The 20,459-nt window shown below is 73.7% G+C and carries 20 protein-coding genes; 5 read left to right on the forward strand and 15 right to left on the reverse strand.

The genetic code is table 11. The features are described 5' to 3' along the window. Positions 1–196 precede the first annotated feature (196 nt). Both ABZY33_RS02455 and ABZY33_RS02460 read left to right on the forward strand, forming a co-directional pair. Entirely contained in the window at positions 197–733 is a 537-nt protein-coding gene (locus ABZY33_RS02455) for a sigma-70 family RNA polymerase sigma factor (RefSeq protein ID WP_356489578.1), read from the forward strand. 146 nt (positions 734–879) lie between these two features. Next, complete coding sequence (locus ABZY33_RS02460) at positions 880–1,410, forward strand: hypothetical protein (protein WP_356489579.1); 531 nt, start codon at positions 880–882, stop codon at positions 1,408–1,410. A 31-nt stretch (positions 1,411–1,441) separates the two neighbouring features. Here ABZY33_RS02460 and ABZY33_RS02465 read toward each other — a convergent pair whose 3' ends face one another. The 4 genes from ABZY33_RS02465 to ABZY33_RS02480 all read right to left on the reverse strand — a co-directional run bounded on the left by ABZY33_RS02465 (position 1,442) and on the right by ABZY33_RS02480 (position 5,576). Continuing rightward, positions 1,442–2,635, reverse strand: a complete 1,194-nt coding sequence (locus ABZY33_RS02465) for a histidine kinase (RefSeq protein WP_356489580.1) — start codon at positions 2,633–2,635, stop codon at positions 1,442–1,444. Beyond that, positions 2,632–4,383, reverse strand: a complete 1,752-nt coding sequence (locus ABZY33_RS02470; RefSeq protein ID WP_356489581.1) for a cation acetate symporter — start codon at positions 4,381–4,383, stop codon at positions 2,632–2,634. The genes ABZY33_RS02465 and ABZY33_RS02470 overlap by 4 nt, the downstream gene beginning before the upstream one ends. Continuing rightward, on the reverse strand, positions 4,380–4,718 hold the full coding sequence (locus tag ABZY33_RS02475; protein WP_356489775.1) for a hypothetical protein: 339 nt from the start codon (positions 4,716–4,718) through the stop codon (positions 4,380–4,382). Before ABZY33_RS02475 ends, ABZY33_RS02470 begins: the two co-directional genes overlap by 4 nt. 108 nt (positions 4,719–4,826) lie before the next feature. Beyond that, the gene (locus ABZY33_RS02480) at positions 4,827–5,576 is read right to left on the reverse strand and encodes a LytTR family DNA-binding domain-containing protein (protein WP_356489582.1); all 750 of its coding nucleotides are present in this window, start codon (positions 5,574–5,576) and stop codon (positions 4,827–4,829) included. A gap of 79 nt (positions 5,577–5,655) precedes the next feature. Between ABZY33_RS02480 and ABZY33_RS02485 the strand changes: the two genes are divergently transcribed. Beyond that, positions 5,656–6,327 (forward strand): hypothetical protein, encoded by a 672-nt coding sequence (locus ABZY33_RS02485; RefSeq protein ID WP_356489583.1) that lies wholly within the window; start codon positions 5,656–5,658, stop codon positions 6,325–6,327. A 61-nt stretch (positions 6,328–6,388) separates the two neighbouring features. Here the strand turns inward: ABZY33_RS02485 and ABZY33_RS02490 are convergent, their stop codons facing one another. Continuing rightward, entirely contained in the window at positions 6,389–7,249 is an 861-nt protein-coding gene (locus ABZY33_RS02490) for a DNA-formamidopyrimidine glycosylase family protein (RefSeq protein WP_356489584.1), read from the reverse strand. Positions 7,250–7,349: 100 nt separating this feature from the next. Further along, entirely contained in the window at positions 7,350–8,255 is a 906-nt protein-coding gene (locus tag ABZY33_RS02495; RefSeq protein WP_356489585.1) for a PRC and DUF2382 domain-containing protein, read from the reverse strand. 272 nt (positions 8,256–8,527) lie between these two features. Between ABZY33_RS02495 and ABZY33_RS02500 the strand changes: the two genes are divergently transcribed. Continuing rightward, complete coding sequence (locus tag ABZY33_RS02500) at positions 8,528–8,740, forward strand: hypothetical protein (protein ID WP_356489586.1); 213 nt, start codon at positions 8,528–8,530, stop codon at positions 8,738–8,740. A gap of 2 nt (positions 8,741–8,742) precedes the next feature. On the opposite strand, the gene ABZY33_RS02505 is transcribed toward ABZY33_RS02500, so the two are convergent. Beyond that, complete coding sequence (locus ABZY33_RS02505; RefSeq protein WP_356489587.1) at positions 8,743–10,857, reverse strand: SpoIIE family protein phosphatase; 2,115 nt, start codon at positions 10,855–10,857, stop codon at positions 8,743–8,745. Positions 10,858–10,975: 118 nt separating this feature from the next. On the opposite strand from ABZY33_RS02505, the gene ABZY33_RS02510 reads away from it, so the two are divergent. Beyond that, positions 10,976–12,382, forward strand: a complete 1,407-nt coding sequence (locus ABZY33_RS02510; protein ID WP_356489588.1) for a lipase maturation factor family protein — start codon at positions 10,976–10,978, stop codon at positions 12,380–12,382. Here ABZY33_RS02510 and ABZY33_RS02515 read toward each other — a convergent pair. The 8 genes from ABZY33_RS02515 to ABZY33_RS02550 are packed head-to-tail and all read right to left on the reverse strand — an operon-like array spanning position 12,343 to position 20,347. Further along, complete coding sequence (locus ABZY33_RS02515; RefSeq protein ID WP_356489589.1) at positions 12,343–13,212, reverse strand: amidohydrolase family protein; 870 nt, start codon at positions 13,210–13,212, stop codon at positions 12,343–12,345. The genes ABZY33_RS02510 and ABZY33_RS02515 overlap by 40 nt on opposite strands. Further along, complete coding sequence (locus ABZY33_RS02520; protein WP_356489590.1) at positions 13,209–13,523, reverse strand: L-rhamnose mutarotase; 315 nt, start codon at positions 13,521–13,523, stop codon at positions 13,209–13,211. Before ABZY33_RS02520 ends, ABZY33_RS02515 begins: the two co-directional genes overlap by 4 nt. Further along, a complete protein-coding gene (locus ABZY33_RS02525; protein WP_356489591.1) occupies positions 13,520–14,515 on the reverse strand; it encodes an aldo/keto reductase in 996 nt (331 codons plus the stop codon). The genes ABZY33_RS02520 and ABZY33_RS02525 overlap by 4 nt, the downstream gene beginning before the upstream one ends. 5 nt (positions 14,516–14,520) lie before the next feature. Beyond that, a complete protein-coding gene (locus tag ABZY33_RS02530) occupies positions 14,521–15,294 on the reverse strand; it encodes an SDR family oxidoreductase (RefSeq protein ID WP_356489592.1) in 774 nt (257 codons plus the stop codon). Continuing rightward, the gene (locus tag ABZY33_RS02535) at positions 15,291–16,646 is read right to left on the reverse strand and encodes an L-fuconate dehydratase (RefSeq protein ID WP_356489593.1); all 1,356 of its coding nucleotides are present in this window, start codon (positions 16,644–16,646) and stop codon (positions 15,291–15,293) included. Before ABZY33_RS02535 ends, ABZY33_RS02530 begins: the two co-directional genes overlap by 4 nt. A 59-nt stretch (positions 16,647–16,705) precedes the next feature. Next, positions 16,706–17,743, reverse strand: coding sequence for an ABC transporter permease (locus ABZY33_RS02540; protein WP_356489594.1), 1,038 nt, complete (start codon positions 17,741–17,743; stop codon positions 16,706–16,708). Next, on the reverse strand, positions 17,736–19,274 hold the full coding sequence (locus ABZY33_RS02545; protein ID WP_356489595.1) for a sugar ABC transporter ATP-binding protein: 1,539 nt from the start codon (positions 19,272–19,274) through the stop codon (positions 17,736–17,738). Before ABZY33_RS02545 ends, ABZY33_RS02540 begins: the two co-directional genes overlap by 8 nt. Further along, positions 19,271–20,347 carry a sugar ABC transporter substrate-binding protein gene (locus tag ABZY33_RS02550; RefSeq protein ID WP_356489596.1) on the reverse strand — a complete coding sequence of 359 codons (1,077 nt, stop codon included), beginning with the start codon at positions 20,345–20,347 and terminating at the stop codon, positions 19,271–19,273. The genes ABZY33_RS02545 and ABZY33_RS02550 overlap by 4 nt, the downstream gene beginning before the upstream one ends. Positions 20,348–20,459 lie beyond the last annotated feature (112 nt).

Raw genomic sequence — 20,459 nt, forward strand, 5'->3', positions numbered from 1 at the left:
GCGCATACGGGCGCTCTCCCGCGCGGCGTCGTCGACCGATTCGGCGAGTCGAAGACAGTCCCGGACGTCCGTGTCCGAGGCGGGGCTGGGATGGACCGGCCCGTTCACCGCACCGTTCAGCGACCGCATCGACCGCTGGCCGCAGAGCCGCGCACGCCCCCTGGGCCCGCGCCGCGGCCTGCGTTGCCATACGCGCATGACGACGGCGCTCACGAGACGCACGACACCGGAGGAGGACCTCGCCCAGGTCCAGCGGGAGCACGGCGGGCCGCTGTTCTCCTTCCTGCTGCGGCTGTGCGACGGGGACCGCCAGCGCGCCGAGGACCTGGTCCAGGAGACGTACGTACGGGCCTGGCAGCACCCGGAGGCGCTGGACCCCGGGTACGAGTCGGTGCGGCCCTGGCTGTTCACGGTGGGGCGGCGGCTGGCCATCGACGCCCGCCGGGCACGGCTCGCCCGGCCCGCCGAGGTGGGCGGCGCGGTGCTGGAGAGCGCGCGGGTCTGCGGCGACCACGCCGAGCGCTCGGCGGCCGCGCTCGACGTGCGGGAGGCGGTGTCGACGCTCAGCCCCGAGCACCGCGCGGTGCTGCTCCAGGTCTACTTCAAGGGCGCCAGTGTGGCGGAGGCCGCACGCGCCCTCGGCATTCCCCCGGGTACCGTGAAGTCCCGCGCGTACTACGCGTTGCGCGCGTTGCGCAGGGTACTTCCTGGCTACGCGCCTGACCTGCGGTGAAACAGGACGTCGGGTCAAGCATCGGCAAAGCGCCTTGCCCAGCGTGCTGTTTCCTCGGTTGAGTAATCCGCTGACCTCCCCGGTGAGTTGGGCGGGCGGGGTCCGGGGGCCGGCGAAGCGCACGGACCGCAGGAAGGCAGGAAGGGATGTCCCACGAGAGCCAGGGCGGCGCCGGTGGCGCCGGCGGCGTTGAACTCGTCGTTCCCATGGCGTGGTTGTACGCCGAGTACATCGCGGACGAACTGTTGCGCACCGGGGATCTGATGCCCCCCACGTCCTTCGAGTTCCGGGCCGGGCGCGACGCGCTCGCCCTGACGATCTTCCTGGCCGACGCGGACGACGAGCTGTCCGGGATCCGGGTGGTGTCGCAGCTGGAGACGTGGTCCTCGCTGACCGCGTACGACCAGCCGTGGCAGGCCTGGGTGCGGGCGCGGTTCGCGGAACTGGAGGAGCGGGAGCGGCGGGCGCGGCCGGGGCGGGTCGCGCGCGGGGCCGGGCGCCGGTCGCCCGATCTGGAGCTGGCCGCCGCCGCGTGGCGGTGGCTGGAGGAGACGGAGCTGCTCGCGCCGGATCTGGACGCCGTGCCCGTGCCGGACGAGGAGGACGGGCCGCAGGTGTGGACCCCGGCGTGGCAACTGGGGCTTCCGCTGGGTCACTTGGCCATCCATCTCTTCTGACGGCGCGCCGCCCGGGCCGTCGCGCCGCGCCTCAGGGCGCGTGGACGCCGGCCCGGTACTTCGGGATGCGGACGGTGATCTTCGTGCCCGCGCCGATGCCCGTCTCGATCACCAGGCCGTAGGCGTCCCCGAAGACCTGCCGCAGCCGTTCGTCGACGTTCGAGAGACCGATGCCGTGCGAGGCGCCGCCCTCGCCCCGCAGGATCGCCCGCAGTCGCGCCGGGTCCATGCCCACGCCGTCGTCCTCGATGACCACCTCTGCCTCGGCGCCCGCGTCGCTCGCCCCGATGGTGATGCGGCTGCGCGCCACGGCGCCCTCCAGGCCGTGCTTGACCGCGTTCTCCACCAGGGGTTGCAGGCACAGGAACGGGAGCGTGACCGGCAGGACCTCCGGTGCGATCTGCAGGGAGACCGAGAGGCGGTCGCCGAAGCGGGCGCGGACCAGGGCCAGGTACTGGTCGATGGAGTGCAGTTCGTCGGCGAGCGTGGTGAACTCGCCGTGCCGGCGGAACGAGTAGCGGGTGAAGTCGGCGAATTCCAGGAGCAGTTCGCGGGCCCGCTCGGGGTCCGTGCGGACGAACGAGGCGATCGCGGCAAGCGAGTTGAAGACGAAGTGGGGCGAGATCTGTGCCCGCAGCGCCTTGATCTCGGCCTCGATGAGCCGGGTGCGGGAGCGGTCGAGTTCGGCGAGTTCGAGCTGGACCGAGACCCAGCGGGCCACCTCGTCGGTGGCCCGCGCCAGGACCGCGGACTCGCGGGGCGCGTAGGCGACGACCGCGCCGAGCACGCGGCCGTCGGCGACCACCGGGGCCGCCACCGCCCAGCGCAGCGGGCAGTCGACGTCGGCGCAGCCGCAGTCGAAGGCGGCCGAGCGGCCTCCGGCCAGGACCGGGACGACCCGGCTCAGGACGTGTGCGGTGTGCTGCTGTGCCGCGGCGCCGTCCCAGGCGAGGACGGCCGAGCGGTTGGTGACGGCCAGGGCGTCCGTGCCGAGGAGCGTGCGCAGGCGGCGGGCGGACTTGCGGGCGGTGTCCTCGGTGAGGCCCGCGCGGAGGGCCGGGGCGGCGAGCGAGGCGGTGTGCAGGGTCTCGAACGTGGCGCGCTCCACCGGGGTGCCCACGTCGCTGCGGCCGGCGGGGTGGGCGGTGCGTCTGCCGATGAGGAAGCCTGCGGCGGCGAGGGCGGGGCAGAGGGCGAGCAGGGTTGCTGTGACGGTGCCGGTCACTCGGGGGTGCCTTTCGCCGTCCGGCGCGGGTCGGTCGTGGTGGGGGGTTCGCGTCGTTCCCCGCGCCTCTGTGCGGTGTCACTCGCCGTGGGTGGCGTGGGCGTCTTGACCGTGGCGGTTCGTGGGGGTTGCTCGCGCAGTTCCCCGCGCCCCTTGAGGGCGCCTGCCGCCGAGGGTGGAGCGGAAGGTGTGCGCGTGCCGGTCGGTGGGGGTTGCTCGCGCAGTTCCCCGCGCCCCTTCGGGGCGCCTGATCGTAGGGATTCTGGGAGGTGGAGGCGGGTCATTGTTGCTGTCGTGTGGGGTGGGATCGCGGACGGGGTCGCCAGGGAGACCAGGATCATGGCGAGGAAACCGACCGGGACCGACCAGAGTGCCGGCCAGGCCAGGAGCGTGTGCAGCCAGCCGTCGGCCGCCGCCCCGGCCACCGTCGACGTCACCGCGACGAACGCCGAGCCGCCGCCCAGGAGGAGCCCGGCCAGGGCGCCGGGCGGGGTGAGGCGGCGCCACCAGATGCCCAGGATGAGCAGCGGGCAGAAGGAGGAGGCCGAGACGGCGAAGGCCATGCCGACGGCGTCCGCCACCGGGACGCCGTCCACCAGGAGCGCCCCGGCCAGCGGCACCGCCATCGCGAGGCCGACCGCGAGCCGGAAGTGGTGCACGCCTCGCGCCGGCAGGACGTCCTGGCTGACCACCCCGGCCACCGCCATCGTCAGCCCGGACGCCGTGGACAGGAACGCCGCGAACGCCCCGCCCGCCACCAGCGCCCCGAGCAGATCGCCGCCCACCCCGCCCACGACGAGGCCGGGTAGCAGCAGGACCGTGGCGTCGGCGTCGTGGCCGGCGGTGAGACCGGGGGCGTAGAGCCGGCCCAGCCAGCCGTAGAGCGGGGGCAGTAGATAGAACGCGCCGATCAGCGCCAGCACCACCACAGTCGTGCGGCGGGCCGCGCGGCCGTTCGGGCTCGTGTAGAAGCGGACCACGACGTGCGGCAGGCCCATCGTGCCGAGGAACGTCGCGACGATCAGGCCGTACGTGGCGTAGAGCGGGTGGTCGGCGCGGCTGGTGGCCAGCGGCTGCCCCGCGCCCGCGCCGGCCGAGGGCAGTTCCGCGGCCGGCAGGTGACCGGGCGGGCCCCCGCTCCCCCGCCACGCCAGGAGCAGGAAAATGGCCGGGACCAGCAGGGCGGTCAGTTTCAGCCAGTACTGGAAGGCCTGGACGAAGGTGATCGAGCGCATGCCGCCCGCCGCGACCGCGAGGACCACGACCGCGGCGACCAGCGCCCCGCCGAACCAGCGCGGCGCCCCGGTGAGGATCTGCAGCGTCAGGCCCGCGCCCTGGAGCTGCGGCACCAGGTAGAGCCAGCCCGCGCCGACGACGAAGAGGCTGACCACGCGGCGGACCTGGCGGGACTCCAGGCGGCCCTCGGCGAAGTCCGGCAGCGTGTACGCGCCCGAGCGGCGCAGCGGGGCCGCGACGAAGACCAGCAGGACGAGGTGGCCGGCCGTGTAGCCGACCGGGTACCACAGCATGTCGGGGCCGTGGACGAGGAGCAGTCCCGCGATGCCGAGGAAGGACGCCGCCGACAGGTACTCGCCGCTGATCGCCGCCGCGTTGAGGCGGGGGCCGACGGTGCGCGAGGCGACGTAGAAGTCGGAGGTCGTGCGGGAGATGCGCAGGCCGAACCCGCCGATGAGGACGGTGGCGAGAACGACGGCGGCGACCGCCGGGATCGCGTACGCCTCGTTCACGGCGTTCCGCTGTCACGGCCGCGGACCAGATCGGCGAAGTCGCGTTCGTTGCGCTCGGCGCGGCGCACGTACCACCAGGCGATCAGGACGAGGAACGGGTAGCAGCACAGCCCCAGGACGAGCCATTGGACGGTGGTGTTGCGCAGGGCGCCGAAGAAGAGCGGGAGCACTGCGACGGGCAGCGCGAGGACCGCGAACGCGGCGATGGCGGCGCGGAGTTGGCCGCGCATGAGGGAGCGGACGTAGGCGGCGCCCAGCGGGGTCTGTTCGTCGATCTCACCCTGGGTGCGCGGTCCGGGTGCGCCGTGCACCGTGCGCGGCTCGCCGGTGACGATCTCGCGCTTGGGAGCGCCCCTGTGCGCGCGCGTTCGGGGGGCCGGGGCTTGTTCGGACACGGGCGGAGTGTAGGCGGGCGGGACCCGTCGCAGGAAGGGGTGGCCTGGTCAGCCGTTGGCCCGCCGCATCAGCAGTTCCCGTACGCGGCTTGCGTGCCGGCGGCTCACCGCGATCTCGGCGGCGCCGACGCGCAGGGTCATTCCGCCTCCGTCCAGGCGGAGTTCGTCGATGCGGTGCAGGGAGACGAGGTGGCTGCGGTGGACGCGGACGAAGCCGAGCGGCTGCCAGCGCTCCTCCAGGGTGGCGAGCGGGATGCGCACGAGGTGGCCGGCGCCGTCCGTGGTGTGCAGCCGGGCGTAGTCGCCCTGGGCCTCGGCGTACGTGATGTCGGAGACGGCCACGAGGCGGGTGACGCCGCCGAGTTCGACCGGGATGCGGTCGGCGACGGTGGCCGGCGGCGGGGCGCTGGCCGCGCGTTCGGCGACGCGGCGGACGGCCTCCGCGAGCCGTTCGCGGCGGACCGGCTTGAGCAGGTAGTCGACGGCCTTCAGGTCGAAGGCCTGGACGGCGAAGTCCTCGTGGGCGGTGACGAAGACGACCAGCGGCGGGCGGGCGAACCCGGCGAGCAGCCGCGCCACGTCGAGCCCGGTCAGGCCCGCCATCTGGACGTCGAGGAAGAGCACGTCGATGGCTCCGTCGCCGCCGGGGCCGTCCGCCAGGGCGCGCCCGATGCGGCGCAGCGCCTCGGTGGCGTCGGTGGCGCCCTCCGCGCTGCGGATGCGCGGGTCGGCGCGCAGGAGGTAGAGGAGTTCGGCGAGGGCGGGTTCCTCGTCGTCGACGGCCAGTACGCGCAGCATGCGGCGGAGTGTAATCGGCCGGTCGCTTGAGCGGATCGGGCGCCGGGTGCGTACCGGTGGGCGAGAGCGGGAGGAACGCATGAGGTCCCTGGAACGGCATCGCGACGCCGGCGCCTACGCGCTGGGGGTCCTGGACGCGGCGGAGCGGTTCCGTTTCGAGGACCATCTGCCGACGTGCGCGGTGTGTACGGCGCGGCTGCGCGAACTCGGCCCGGCGGCCACCGTGTTGGGGGTGTACGCACGGGCGACGCCGCGCCGCGCCGAGGTGTTCGCGTCCCCCGCGCCGCTGCTGGTGGAGCGGGCCGTGGACCGGGCCGGGGCGCTGCACCGCACGGCCCGGCGGCGCCGGTGGGGCACGGCCATCGCGGCGCTGCTGCTGCTCGGCGCTGCCGGTCGCGGCGCCGCGCTCCTCGCCGGTGGCGGCGGCGACGGCGGGGCGGCGCTCACGCTGCGCGGCCGGGACCCGGTGACCGGGGTCGCCGCGACGCTCACCGCGGACGGGCGGGGCTGGGGCACCCGGGTCGCCCTCGACGTCCGCGATCCGGGCGGGCCGCGGGTCTGCGAACTGGTCGCCGTGGACCGGCACGGCGGCGAGCAGACGGTGGCGAGCTGGTCGGTGCGGGGCGGCGCGGGCGGGGGCCGGGTGGAGGTACAGGGGGGCGCGGCGGAGGGGCCGGACGAGATCCGCCGCTTCGAGCTCCGCACGGCGGACGGGGCGCGGTTGCTGGCGCTGCCGACGGGTGACGGGTGAGCGCCGTCCCGACGGAGGGCCGGCACGTCGGCAGTTCCGTCGGTCGACAGCTCCGTCAGCCCTACTTGAGCAGCCGGGACATCCGCCGGTCCGCGAGCGGTTTTCCGCCCGTCTGGCAGGTCGGGCAGTACTGGAGGGAGCTGTCGCTGAAGCTGACCTCGCGGATCGCGCTGCCGCAGACCGGGCACGGCTCACCGGTCCGCCCGTGGACGCGCAGGCCGCTCTTCTTCTCGGCCTTGAGCCGGCCCGCGGCGACTCCGCGCGAGCGTTCCACGGCGTCGGTGAGCGTGCCGCGCAGCGCCTCGTAGAGCGTGTGCACGTCCTCGGGGGTCAGGGTCGCCGTCAGTTTGAACGGGGACATCCGGGCCACGTGCAGGATCTCGTCGCTGTAGGCGTTGCCCACCCCCGCGATCAGCGACTGGTCGCGCAGCGCGCCCTTGATCTGGCGCCGTTCCCCGGCGAGCAGGCGGGTGAGGGCCGCCTCGTCGAACTCCGCCGCGAGCGGGTCGGGGCCCAAGCGCGCGACGCCCGGCACGTCCCCGGGGTCCCGGACGACGTACACCGCGAGCTTCTTCTTCGTGCCAGCCTCGGTGAGTTCGAAGCCCTCGCCGTCCTCCAGCGCGACGCGCAGGGCCAGCGGGCCCTTGCCGGGCTTCGGGGGGCCGTCGGGGAGCCGGTCCTTCCAGTGCAGCCAGCCCGCGCGCGCGAGGTGGGTGACCAGGTGCGGCCCGTCGGTGCCGATGTCGAGGAACTTGCCGTGCCGGGCCACGGAGGTCACCGTGCGGCCTTCCAGCGCGGTGAGCGGCGGGTCGTACGTCTTCAGGACGCTGATCGCGACCGGCAGGACACGGACGATCTCGTGCCCCACCAGGTGCTCGGTGAGGAAGTCCTTCAGGGCTTCGACCTCGGGTAGTTCCGGCATAGCTCCAGGGTGCCACCGGGGGGCGGGTTCGGCGATCTTGCACAGCGCGGCGGGCCCGGCTTCGCAGCCGGGCCCGCCGCACCCACGGGGCAGGGGAGCGTCAGTGACGCGGCCCGTGGCCCGGGCCCGACTTGCCGTCGCGGGGCATGCCCTTGCGGTCGGCCTCGGGGGTGTCGTACTCGATCTTCTCCTTGCGGACGGTGCCGGAGACCTCGTCCGTCTCGGTGACCTTCTCGGTCTCCAGGCGGACCCGCTCCACCGGGACGGTCTCCTTGCTGACGACCGCGCGCTCGGCGTGCAGCGTCACCTCGGTCTCGGCCGCGCCGATCTCCGTGCCCTTGAGCTCGCCCTCGCGGATCGGCTCACGCACGACGCGGACCTCTTCGTGCGAGACGGGGACGGAGGTGGAGACGTTCTCCGTCTCGACCACCTTGCGCAGGTGGGCCTGGCCGACCTCCTGCTCCTCGGTGCCGACCCGCAGCCGCTCCTCGGAGCGGATCATCTCGTCCTTCCCGGTCCCGGCTCCGGAGCGCATCGCGGGCTCGCGGGCGCCGGCACCGGCGGCGTGCCGCCCGTGCGCCTCCTCGCCCATGCCCATCCCGGCGCCGGCCGCCGTGCCGGCGGCCGCGGCGCCGCGGGTGCCCGTGCGCCCGGTCTCGCCGGTGCCGGGGCCCGCCGTCGGCTTCGAGAGGCCGTAGTGCGCGTAGAGCTCCTGCTTCTCGGTCTGGTCCAGGTGCTGGTCGGCATCGACGCGGGGCGCGTCCTTGACCGCCTCCTTGGTGTACGCCACCTTCAGCGAGTCGTCGGCGCCGCGGCTGGCACCGGCCAGCGGTACGAAGCTCTCCTTCATGCCGAAGAGGCCGGTCTTCACCGTGACCCAGTCCGCGCGGCCGGTCGCGTCGTCGAGATAGACCCGCTCAACGCTGCCGATCTTCTCTCCCGTGCGGTCGTACGCCGTGAGTCCCACGAGGGCATCGGGGGTGTTGAAGGTTTCGCCCTGCGTCATGCGTGATCACTCCCTCCGGAACATGGGGGCGAACGGAGGTCGCCGCTTCGACCATGTGCCTCGTACCCATGGCGCGTCCTGGACGTGATCCGTGCAACAAAAGGCTTCACTGCGCGTAGTCGAAAAACCCGGCGCGGTGCTCGTTCGTGGTGCGGCAGAGCCGGTGTGGCCCCATCGAGCCGGTACGCCGATTAGGGCCGTCCGGGTGAACGGTTGCTCTTTACCACCCCCCCGGTGCGGCGGGTCCGGGGGCGCCGCGCGATGCTGGGGAGGTGACCACTCCGCCCGGCAGGTACCACCTGAGCCTCGTCATCGACGGCGAGCCCGTCCTCGACGGGTGGTGGGACGACCCGGACACGGCCGAGCGGAAGTTCGGCGGCGTACGCAAGGAGCACGAGGCGAACGCGGGCGCGCGGCTGCTCCTCACCGAGTGGGACGGCGGCCGGGAGTGGCCGCTGCGGGCCTGGCCGGCCCCGCCCGGCTGACGTCAGCGGGAGCGGGCGGGGGCCGCGAACTCGCACCACACGCACTTGCCGCCGCCGCGCGCCTCCACGCCCCACAGGTCGGCGAGCCGGTCGACGAGGAGCAGGCCGCGCCCGGAGACCCCGGCCTCGCCGGCCTCCCGGTGACGCGGCAGGGCGCTGGAGCCGTCCTCGACGTCGACCCGCAGCCGGCGGTCGGCGCCGGTCAGCACCCGCAGGGTGACGACGGCCGGGCCGTCGGTGTGCAGGAGCGCGTTGGTGATGAGTTCGTCGGCGACGAGTTCGATCTCGTCGGCGCGCTCGCCCGCGCCCCAGGCGCGCACGGCGGCGCGGATCATGTGCCGGGCGGCGGTGAGCGCCTCGGGGTCCCCCGGCGGCACGTGCTCGGTCAGCCGCCCGCCGCCGCGCGCGGCGCCGGCGCCCCGGCGGCGCAGGAGCAGCAGCGCGACGTCGTCCTCGCCGCCGCGCTCGTCCACGGACGCGCAGAGCCGGTCGGCGAGCTGGTCGACGTCGGCCGGGCCGCCGGCGATGAGCGCGGTCAGGGCGTGCAGTCCGTCGTCGAGGTCGGCGCCGGGCTGCTCGACGAGGCCGTCCGTGCAGAGCAACAGGGTCTGTCCCGGGTCGAGTTCGGCGGTCGTCACCGGGTAGTCGAGCCGCCCGAACTCCGCGGAGAGGCCGAGCGGCAGGCCGCCCTCGACGGGCAGCTTGTGGCTGGTGCCGTCGGCGAGGCGCAGCAGCGGGTCGAGGTGCCCGGCGCGCACGATCTGCATGACCCCGGTCGACAGGTCCGCCTGCGCGTACAGGCAGGTCGCGAAGCGGTCGGTGTCGAGTTCGTGGAGGAAGACGGAGGCGCGGGCCATCACCGTGGCCGGGGTGTGGCCCTCGGCGGCGTAGGCGCGCAGCACGATGCGCAGCTGGCCCATGACCGCGGCGGCGTGGGTGTCGTGGCCCTGGACGTCGCCGATCACGGCTCCGACGCGACCGCCGGGCAGCGGGATCACGTCGTACCAGTCGCCGCCGATGTCGCGGGCGAGGGACTGGCCGGAGGCGGCCCGGTAGCGCACGGCGATGTCGGCGCCGGGGACGTCCGGGATGGTGCGCGGCAGCATCGCCTGTTGCAGGTGCTGGGCGAGGTCCTTCTCCTGTTCGTAGAACATGGCGCGCTGCAGGCTCTGCGCGATGCTGCTGCCGAGGGCGACGAGCACGTTGCGCTCGGACTGGGTGAAGCCCTTGCGGTCGTGGTAGAGCAGGCCGACGGCGCCGATGGGCCGGGCCTGCGCGATGAGCGGCAGGTAGGCGGCCGAGCGGATGTGCAGGTGGGTGATGTGCGGCCACAGCAGCGGATAGGACGCGGCGAACTCCTCCGGCGACTCGATGAAGCGGGGCTTGAGGGTGCGCACGACCTCGCCCATCGGGTACGGCTCGTCGACGCGGGTGACGCGGGTGCCGGGCACGAAGCTGCCGACGGGGCCCTCGGCGACCAGGTGGATGCGGCTGCCGCGGACCAGGCCCATGACGAAGCTGGTCGCGCCGAGGTGCTCCACGCCGTGGGTCTCGCGCAGCACGTCGAGGACCTCCCTGACGGTGCGGGCGTGGGCGAGCGCGGCGGTCGTGTTCTGCACGACGCTCGTCTCCCGGCGCCGGACGGCCTCGCGGGCCGCGCGCTCGCGCTGCACGGTGGCGTCGTTCAGTTCGTCGGTGGCGTCGCGCACGATGCCGACGATGCGGCGGGGCCTGCCGTCCTCGTCGCGGCGGATGTAGCCGCGCGTGTGCGTCCAGCGCAGCTCGCCCGCGCGGGTGCGGATGCGGAAGTACGCGCCGTAGTTCTCCTCGCCGCTCTTGAGCGCCTGGGCCACGAGGGCGTCGAGGCGGCTGCCCTCGCCGGGCGGGACGCGCAGGGAGAGGCTCTCGGGGCGGCCGTCGTACTCCTCGGGGCCGATGTCGAAGACGTCGAAGGCGTTGGGGTCCATGTGCATCAGGCCGGAGACGAGGTCCCACTCGAAGCCGCCCATGCGCAGACCGGCCCCGTAGGCCTCCAGGAAGCCGCGCGGGCAGTCCTTCGGGCTCTCCCCCACGGGGGGATCGCCGGGTTCCTCGCCGCCCCCGCTGCCCGCGTCCATAGGCCCCACGCTAGAGCCAGGGTCAGGGGGCCGCATGCGGGCGCGGGCCGCTCCCGCGGTGGTCCGCGCGGCCCCGTGCGCCGGGCGCGTGCCGGGCGGCGCGGGGCACACTGAACGGATGGACCGGTTCGGTGACGGCGACTACTGGCTGAGCCGCCTGCTCTTCCAGCGCGGGCTCGCCGCGGTGTACCTCGTCGCGTTCCTGGGGGCGGCGTTGCAGTTCCGGGCCCTGATCGGGGAGCGCGGGATGCTGCCGGTGCCGCGGTACCTGGCGCGGGTGCCGTGGCGGCGGGCGCCGACCCTGTTCCGGCTGCACTACTCGGACCGGTTCTTCGCGGGGTGCGCGTGGGCCGGGGCCGTCCTCGCCGGGGCGCTGCTCGCGGGCGCGGACGGGCCGCTGCCGCTGTGGGGCGCGATGCTGCTGTGGCTGGCGCCGTGGGCGCTCTATCTGTCGATCGTGAACGTCGGACAGCTCTGGTACGGCTTCGGCTGGGAGTCGCTGCTGCTGGAGACCGGCTTCCTCGCGGTGTTCCTCGGCAATGACGAGGTGGCGCCGCCGGTCCTCGTACTGTTCCTGCTGCGGTGGCTGCTGTTCCGGCTGGAGTTCGGCGCGGGGTTGATCAAATGGCGCGGCGACGCCTGCTGGCGGAAGCTGACCTGCCTCTACTACCACCACGAGACGCAGCCGATGCCGAACCCGCTGAGCTGGTTCTTCCACCATCTGCCGCGGCCCCTGCACCGGGTGGAGGCGGCGGCCAACCACGTGACCCAGCTCGTGGTCCCCTTCCTCCTGTTCACACCGCGGCCGCTCGCCACGGCGGCGGCCGCGCTGATGATCGTCACCCAGCTCTGGCTGATCCTCTCGGGCAACTTCGCCTGGCTGAACTGGCTGACCGTGGTGATCGCGGCTACCGCCCTCGACCTGAGCCCGCTGCACCCGCCCCGCGCCCTGCCCGCCGCCCCGCTCTGGTACGAGATCGCCGTCCTCGCGGTGACGGTCCTGGTGGCGTGCCTCAGCGTGCGACCCGCCCGCAACCTGCTCTCCCGCCGCCAGTCGATGAACCGCTCCTACGACTGTCTGCACCTGGTCAACGCGTACGGTGCCTTCGGCACGGTCGGCCGGGTCCGCCAGGAGATCGTGATCGAGGGCACCGCCGACCCGGTCCCAGGGCCCGCCTCCGACTGGCGGGCCTATGAGTTCCGGGGCAAACCGGGCGACCCGCGCCGGCTGCCGCGCCAGTTCGCCCCCTGCCATCTGCGGCTCGACTGGATGATGTGGTTCGCCGCGCTGTCGCCCGCGTACGCCCGGCCGTGGTTCGACGGCTTCGTGGAGCGGCTCCTGACGGGTGACCGGGACACGCTGCGGCTGCTGCGCCACTGCCCCTTCCCGGACGCACCGCCCGCGCACATCCGGGCCCGGGTCTACCGCTACCGGTACACGACGTGGCGCGAACTGCGGGCGACGGGCGCGTGGTGGGAGCGGACCTATGTGCGGGAGATGCTGGGGCCGACCCGGCTGAGGTAGACGCGCCGGGCGGTCCCGGCGAACACGTCCTCGTCCGGGCCGCCCGCCAGTTCCCGTGCGGTGTCGACCACTTGGCCGTAGGAGGCCGCGAGGGTGCATACCGGCCAGTCCGAGCCGAACATGACGCGGCCCGGGCCGAACGCGTCCAGGACCGTCTGGGCGTAGGGCTTCAGCGTCTCGACGGTCCAGGCCGCCGGATCCGCCTCGGTGACCATGCCGGAGAGCTTGGCGACGGTGTTGGGGAGCGCCGCCAGGGCCCGCACATCGGTCCGCCACGGCTCCAGCTCGCCGGAGGCGATCGGCGGTTTACCCAAGTGGTCGAGGACGAAGGTGAGTTCCGGGTGCGCGGCGGCGGCAGTGGCAGCGGCGGGCAGCTGGTGCGGGAGCACGACGAGGTCGTAGACGAGTCCGGCGCGGGCCACCGCCGCCAGGCCCCGGCCGACCTCGGGGCGCAGCAGCCACGCGGGGTCCGCCTCGGCCTGGACCTGGTGCCGGATGCCCACGAGGTGGCGTCCGCCGGGGCGGCCGCGCAGGGCGGCGAGGGTGTCGGCCACGTCGGGGCGGGTCAGGTCGGTCCAGCCGACGACGGCCGCGACGAGGTCGCTCCGTGCGGCGAGGGCGAGGAACTCGGGGGTCTCCTCGGCGATGGTGACGGTCTGCACGAGGACGGTCTGCGCGACCCCGGCCGCCCGCGCGTGCGGGGCGAGGTCGTCGAGGGTGAAGTCTCTGCGCAGAGGGGCGAGTTCGGGCCCGGTGATCCAGTCCTGGTCGCGGACCGACAGGTCCCAGACGTGGTGGTGGGCGTCGACGAGCGCGGGCACACCCGTCACGGCAGCTCCCAGACGACGGGCAGGCCCGCTCCGGCGCCGGCGGCCGAGTAGTCGTGGGCGACGTCGAGCAGGTCGTCCATCCGGGCCTGCCAGGCGATGTTCACCGGGAGCCGCTCCAGCCGTGCCAGCAGCCGGGCGTAGTCCTCGCACTCCAGGAGGTGGAACAGATCGGTGCCGCTGCGCCAGATCGTCCAGCGGGTGGCTCCGGCCGCGCGGATGGCGGCGACCAGTTCGGCGGGGACCTCGCGGTGCGCGGCGTCGTAGGCGGCGACGCGGTCGGCGCGGACCTTGGTGTGCAGGGCGACTCTCACGCGCTCTCCTTCGGCTCGGGGGTGGGCGGTTCGGCGGGGAGCAGGCCGTGAGCGCGGGCGTCGGCCCAGAACGCGGCGGGCACGCGGGCCGCTAACTGTGCGGCGGTGTCCCGGACTTCGGCGGCCGAGCGGGCGCCGACGAGGACGCCGGTGACGGCCGGGTGGCCGAAGGGGAAGGCGAGTGCGGCCGCGCGCAGGGAGGTGCCGTGCCGCTCGGCCAGCTCCTTGAACCGCAGGGCCTTCTCCACGAGGTGGGGCGCGGCGCGGGCGTAGTCGAAGGTGGCGCCCTCCTTCGGGTCGGCCAGCAGCCCGGAGTTGAAGACGCCGCCCACGACGACACGGACGCCGCGCGCGGCCGCCGCGGGCAGCAGCGCGGCCAGGGCGCTCTGGTCGAGCAGGCTGTAGCGGCCGGCACACAGGACGACGTCGATGTCGGTTTCGCGGACGAACCGGGTCAGCATCGCCGCCTGGTTCATGCCCGCGCCGATGGCGCCCACGACGCCTTCGGCGCGCAGCCGCTCCAGTTCGGGGTACGCCTGGGTGAAGGCCGCTTCGGCGTGGTCGTCCGGATCGTGCAGGTAGACCACGTCGATCCGGTCGAGGCCGAGCCGGTGGAGGCTGTCCTCGATCGAGCGGCGCACCCCGGCCGCGCTGAAGTCCCAGACGCGCCGGTGGGTGGCGGGCACGGCGAACCCGTTGTCCAGGTCGTCGCCGGGGCCGTCGGCGGGCTCCAGGAGCCGGCCGGCCTTCGTGGACAAGGTGTACGAACCGGGGGGCCGGCCGCGCAGGTACCCGCCCAGGCGCCGCTCGGACAGGCCGAGGCCGTAGTGCGGGGCCGTGTCGAAGTACCGGATGCCGGCGTCCCAGGCGGCGTCGACGGCCGCGTACGCCTCGTCGTCGCCGACCGGCGTGAACAGGTTGCCGATGCCCGCGGCGCCGAAACCGAGCACGGTGACGGGGACGCCGCTGCGGCCGAGGGTCCGGGTGCGCATCGGCGTCACTGTCCCGCGGGGCGCAGCCGCAGGCCCTGCATGCCGCCGTCGACGGCCAGGGAGGTGCCTGTGGTCGCGCCGGAGAGCGGGCTCGCCAAGTAGGCGACGGCGCCCGCGACTTCGGCGGCGGAGACGAGGCGTCCGGTGGGCTGACGGGTTTCGAGTGCGGCGCGCTCGGCGGCCGGGTCCTCGGCCGTGTCGAGGAGCCGGCCGATCCAGGGGGTGTCGGCGGTGCCGGGGTTGACGCAGTTGACGCGGATGCCTTCGCGGACGTGGTCGGCGGCCATGGCGAGGGTGAGGGAGTACACGGCGCCCTTGGAGGCGGCGTACAGGGCGCGCTGGGGCAGGCCCGCGGTGGCGGCGATGGAGCAGGTGTTGACGATCGCCGCGTGGCCGGAGTCCCGCAGTGCGGGCAGGGCGGCGCGGGCCACGCGCACCATGCCGACGACGTTGACGTCGAGGACCCGGTGCCATTCGGCGTCGTCGTTGTCGGCGACGGTGCCCTGAGCGCCGATCCCCGCGTTGTTGACCAGGATGTCGAGGCCGCCGAGGTCGGTGACGGCGGTGGCCACTGCGGACCGCACGGTCTCGTCGTCGGTGACGTCGGCGGCGTACCCCCGCAGCGGCTTGTCGACGGCCGTGATGTCGCGGTCGAGGACGGCGACGTCCGCGCCGCGGGCGGCGAGCAGGTCGGCGGTGGCGCGGCCGATGCCGGAGGCGCCTCCGGTGACGAGGGCCTTGAGTCCGGCGAAGTCCTGGAGGCGGGCGGTCTCGGTCATGCTGCGGCTCCGTTCGGGTGGGACGGTTCCTGTCCGGCCAGGTCGTTCGTCCAGAACTCCCCGTCGGGATAGGTGAACGCGGCGATGGACTCCGGCCGCATGGCGGCGGAGAAGCCGGGCGCCGTCGGGGCCAGGTAGTGGCCCTCGCGCAGGACGACCGGGTCGAGGAAGTGGTCGTGCAGGTGGTCCACGTACTCGATGACGCGGTCCTCGGTGGTGCCGGTCAGGGCGACGTAGTCGAACATCGACAGGTGCTGGACGAGTTCGCACAGGCCGACGCCGCCCGCGTGCGGGCAGACGGGGACGCCGAACTTGGCGGCGAGCAGCAGGATCGCGAGGTTCTCGTTGACGCCGCCGACGCGGGCCGCGTCGATCTGCAGGATGTCGAGGGCGCCTGCCTGGAGGAGCTGTTTGAAGACGATGCGGTTCTGCACGTGCTCGCCGGTGGCGACCTTGACCGGGCCGACCGCCCGGCGGATCGCGGCGTGGCCGAGGATGTCGTCGGGGCTGGTGGGCTCCTCGACCCAGTACGGGTCGAACGGGGCGAGGGCGCGCGTCCAGCGGATCGCCTCGCCGACGTTCCAGCGCTGGTTGGCGTCGACGGCCAGCCGGACGCCGGGGCCGACGGCCTCGCGGGCGGTGCGGCAGCGGCGGAGGTCGTCGGCGAGGTCCGCGCCGACCTTCAGCTTGATCTGGGTGAAGCCGTCGGCGACGGCCTGCCGGGCGAGCCGGGTGAGTTTCTCGTCGGAGTAGCCGAGCCAGCCGGGCGAGGTGGTGTAGGCGGGGTAGCCGTGCTCCAGGAGGCGGGCGGTGCGCTCGGCGGCGCCCGCGCGCCCGGCGCGCAGCAGGGCGAGGGCCTCGTCGGGGGTGAGCGCGTCCGCGATGTACCGGAAGTCGATCTGCCGGACGAGCCACTCGGGCTCCGCGTCGGCGAGCAGCCGCCACAGCGGCCGGCCGGCCCGCTTGGCGGTGAGGTCCCACGCCGCGTTGACGACCGCGCCGATCGCCATGTGCATCACGCCCTTCTCGGGCCCCAGCCACCGGAGCTGGCTGTCGCCGACCAGGTCGCGGTTGAGGCTGCCCGGATCGGCGCACAGCGCGTCGAGGGGGCGGCCGACGACGTGGTGGCCGAGCGCCCGGACCGCGGCCACCTGGACGTCGTTGCCGCGGCCGATGGTGAACGTGAAGCCGTGCCCCTCGTGTCCGTCGGCGGCGTCCGTGCGCAGCACGACGTACGCGGCCGAGTAGTCGGGGTCGGGGTTCATGGCGTCGGAGCCGTCCAGGTCCCGCGAGGTCGGGAACCGGATGTCGTAGGTGTCGATCGCGGTGACCCGCGGGGTGGTTGCGGACACGAGGTGCCTTTCGGGCAGGGGCCGGTGACGGCCTGGGCGCAGGCGGCGGGGGCGGCGGGTCAGTCCTGGGCGCGGCCGGTGGTGACGCGGGCGATCATCAGGGCGAGCAGGATGATGCCGCCGTAGATGGCCTGGATCCAGAAGGACGGCACCTGGGCGAGGGTGAGCAGGTTCTGGACGACGCCGAGCAGCAGCACACCGGTGAGCGCGCCGAACATGGTGCCTTTGCCGCCGTCGAGGCTGATGCCGCCGATGACCGCCGCGGCGAACACCGTGAAGATCATGTTGTTGCCCTGGTTGGCGCTGATGGCGCCGACGTAGCCGGTCTGCATGATGCCGCCGGCCGAGGCGAGCACGCCGGCCACGACGAAGACGCCGAGCATGACGCGCTCGACGCGGATGCCGGCGGCGCGGGCGGCCTCGGCGTTGCCGCCGATCGCGTAGAGGGCACGGCCCACGCGGTGGTACTTGAGGACGAGCCCGGCGACGGCGAAGCAGACCGCGGCGAGCCACACCGACATGGGGACGCGCAGGAACGTGGTCGTGGCGAGCGAGAAGAACGCGTCGGGCATGCCGAAGAGCGTCTTGCCCTTGGTGGCGCCGACCAGCAGGCCGCGCAGCACGATCAGCATCGCCAGCGTCACGATGAACGCGTTGAGCTTGAAGCGGACGACGAGGAGTCCGTTGAAGGCGCCGACGGCGCCGCCGGTGACGAGGACGGCGAGCAGCGCGAGCCAGGACGGGAACCCGGTGCCCCACCCCGATCCGGTGGCCGGCAGCACCAGCAGGGCGCCCACGGCCGGGGCGATGCCGACGACCGATTCGAGGGACAGGTCGAACTTGCCGGTGATCAGCACCAGGGACTCGGCCAGGACGACCATCGCGAGGGCGGCGGAGGCGCCGAGGACGGAGATCAGGTTGCGTTCGGTGAGGAAGGAGTCGTTGACGACCGCGCCGAGGATCAGGAGCAGGACGAGGGCGGGTACGAGCGCGAGTTCGCGGGCCCGGCGCAGCAGAACGGTCTTGGCGGTGCCGGGTCTCGCGGGGCGCGCGGGCGTCTTGGTGGCGGGGGCCGACGGGGCCCGGGTGTCAGCCATGATGGGCTCCTTCTCCGTCACGGGCCACCCCCTCTATGGAGGCGATGAGGTCATGGTCCGACCAGCCGGCAGCGTGTTCCGCCACCACCCGCCCGTGGAACAGCACCAGCACCCGGTCGCAGCGGCGCAGGTCGTCGAGTTCGTCGGAGACGACGAGGACGGCGGTGCCGTCGTCGCGGGCGCTGTCGACGCGGCGCAGCAGCGACTCCTTGGACTTCACGTCGACGCCGGCGGTGGGGTTGATGAGGACGAGCAGGCGCGGTTCGGAGGCGAGCGCGCGGGCCATCACGACCTTCTGCGCGTTGCCGCCGGAGAGGTCGCGGACGGGCTGCTGCGGGCCTTCGGCGTGGATGTCGAGGCGCTCGATGAGGTCCCGGGCGAGGGACCGCCTGCGCGCGGTGCCGACGAACCCGTACCGGCCGAGACGGTGCAGGACGGTCATCGTGGCGTTGTCCCCGATGGACATCCCGGTGACGAGGCCCTGGTCGTGGCGGTCGCGGGGCACGCAGGCCACGCCCGCCGCCAACGCGGCCGACACGTCGCCGAAAGGCAGCCGGGCGCCGTCGAGGTGCGCGCTGCCGGCTGCCGGGGTGCGCAGGCCGGCCAGCGACTCCGCCAGGGCCGTCTTGCCGCTGCCGCTGGACCCGGCGAGGCCGACGACCTCGCCGCGCCGCACGGTCAGCGTCACGTCCCGGTAGCTGTCGGCGGTCAGTCCTTGGACGTCCAGGACCACGGGGGCGTCCACGCCGTCCTGTTCCACGACGGCCTCGGCCGCGGCGGCGGCCCGCTCGGTGACGGCCTCGCCGGCCATCGCCTCCACCAGTGCGGGGCGCGGGAGCGCGGCGACCGGCGCGGTGGTGATCCAGCGGGCGTCGCGCAGCACGGTGACCGTCCGGCAGACCTCGTAGACCTCTTGGAGGTGGTGCGAGATGAAGAGGAACGTGACGCCGGAGTCCTGGAGCGCCCGCATCCGGTCGAAGAGGCGCTCGATCTCCCGGCTGTCGAGCTGGGCGGTCGGTTCGTCGAGGACGATGAACCGGGCGCCGCCGCTCAACGCCCGGGCGATCTCGACCATTTGGCGGTCCTCGACCGTGAGGTCGGCGGTGCGCGCGTCCGGGTCGACGTGGATGTCCCAGGTGCCGAGGAGGGCGGCCGCCTCGGTGCGCAGCCTGCGCCAGCCGAAGAAGCCGTGCCGGGCGCCGGGCTGGCGGTGGAGGAACAGGTTCTCGGCGACCGTCAACTCCGGTACGACTGTGGGTTTCTGGTAGACGCAGGCGACCTTGGACCGCCACGCCTCGCGGTCGCCGAGCGGTGGCGCGGGCCGCCCGTCGAAGAGCAGGGTGCCCGCGTCCGGCGCCTGGAGGCCGGTGAGGACGGTGACGAGGGTGGACTTGCCCGCGCCGTTGCGGCCGACCAGCGCGTGGGACTCGCCCGCGCGCACGGTCAGCCTGCCGTCGGCGAGGGCGACCGTGGGCCCGTACCGTTTGGCGATGCCGGTGGCTTCCACCAACGGAGCTGTCGTGGCCGTCATTTGACCGTGTTTCCCCACAGCTCGGGGTCGTCGACGTTGTCCTTGGTGACCAGCGGCGCGGGCAGCTGGTCCTCCAGGGTGCCGCCGGGCAGCTCGACGATCTCCGAGCCGTGATCGGTCTTGCCCGGTTTGAACGTCTTCCCCTGCATCGCGGCCTTGATGTAGTACATGCCGTACTTGGCGTAGGTGTCGGCGGGCTGGGAGACGGTGGCGTCGATCTGGCCCTTGCGGATGGCGTCGAACTCCTGCGGGATGCCGTCGTTCGAGACGACCGTGATGTGCCCGGCCGTGCCGGCCGCCTTGAGCAGGCCCTTGGACTTGAGGGTCTGCAGGGTCGGCGCGAGGTAGACACCGCCGGCCTGCAGATAGATCCCCTTGATGTCGGGGTCGGCGTTGAGCAGGGTGTCCAGCTTGGAGGCGGCGGTGTCCGACTCCCACTTGGCGGGGATCTCCAGGACCTTCAGCTTCGGGTACTTGTCCTTGACGCAGTCGCGGAACGCCTGGGAGCGCTCGCGTCCGTTGACGGATGCCAGGTCGCCCATGACCTGTACGACCTTGCCGGAAGTCACCTGCTTGCCGAGGTACGCGCAGGCCTTCTCGCCGTAGGCGACGTTGTCGGCGCGGACGACCATGGCGACCTTGCCCTTCTCGGGCGCGACGTCCACGGCGACGACGGGGACGCCCTTGCGTGCGGCCTGGTCGAGCCCGGCGGCGATGGCGGCGCTGTCGAGCGGCGCCACGACCAGGCCCTTGACGCCCTGGTTGAGCTGGTTGTTGATGTCGGTGATCTGCTGCGAGGGGTCGCTGTTGGAGTTGACCGTCTTCAGCGCGTCCACGTCCTCGGCCGTCGCCATCTTCGGCACGTAGTCGTTGTACGACTGCCAGAACGGCGAGGTCAGCAGGGGCAGGATCACCCCGACCTTGCCGGTCCCGCCGCCGGCCCCGCCGGCCCCCGCCGTGTCGTCCTTGGTACTGCCGCACGCGGTGAGGGCGAGGGCGGCGCACCCCAGGAGCGCCGCCGCGCGCAGCGCTCCCGCTCTCGGACTCGTCGCGCGCTTCGTGGTGCCAGTCATCGGACCGCTCCTCGGCTCCGGACGTCATGGGCTCGCGGCCGGTCCCGGCGTCCTGGTACCGGGCCGCGCCGGAATATTTATCAGACCACTTGTGCCCGCCAACACCCTTCGG

The organism is Streptomyces sp. NPDC006552, from assembly GCF_040611655.1.
GTDB lineage: Bacteria > Actinomycetota > Actinomycetes > Streptomycetales > Streptomycetaceae > Streptomyces.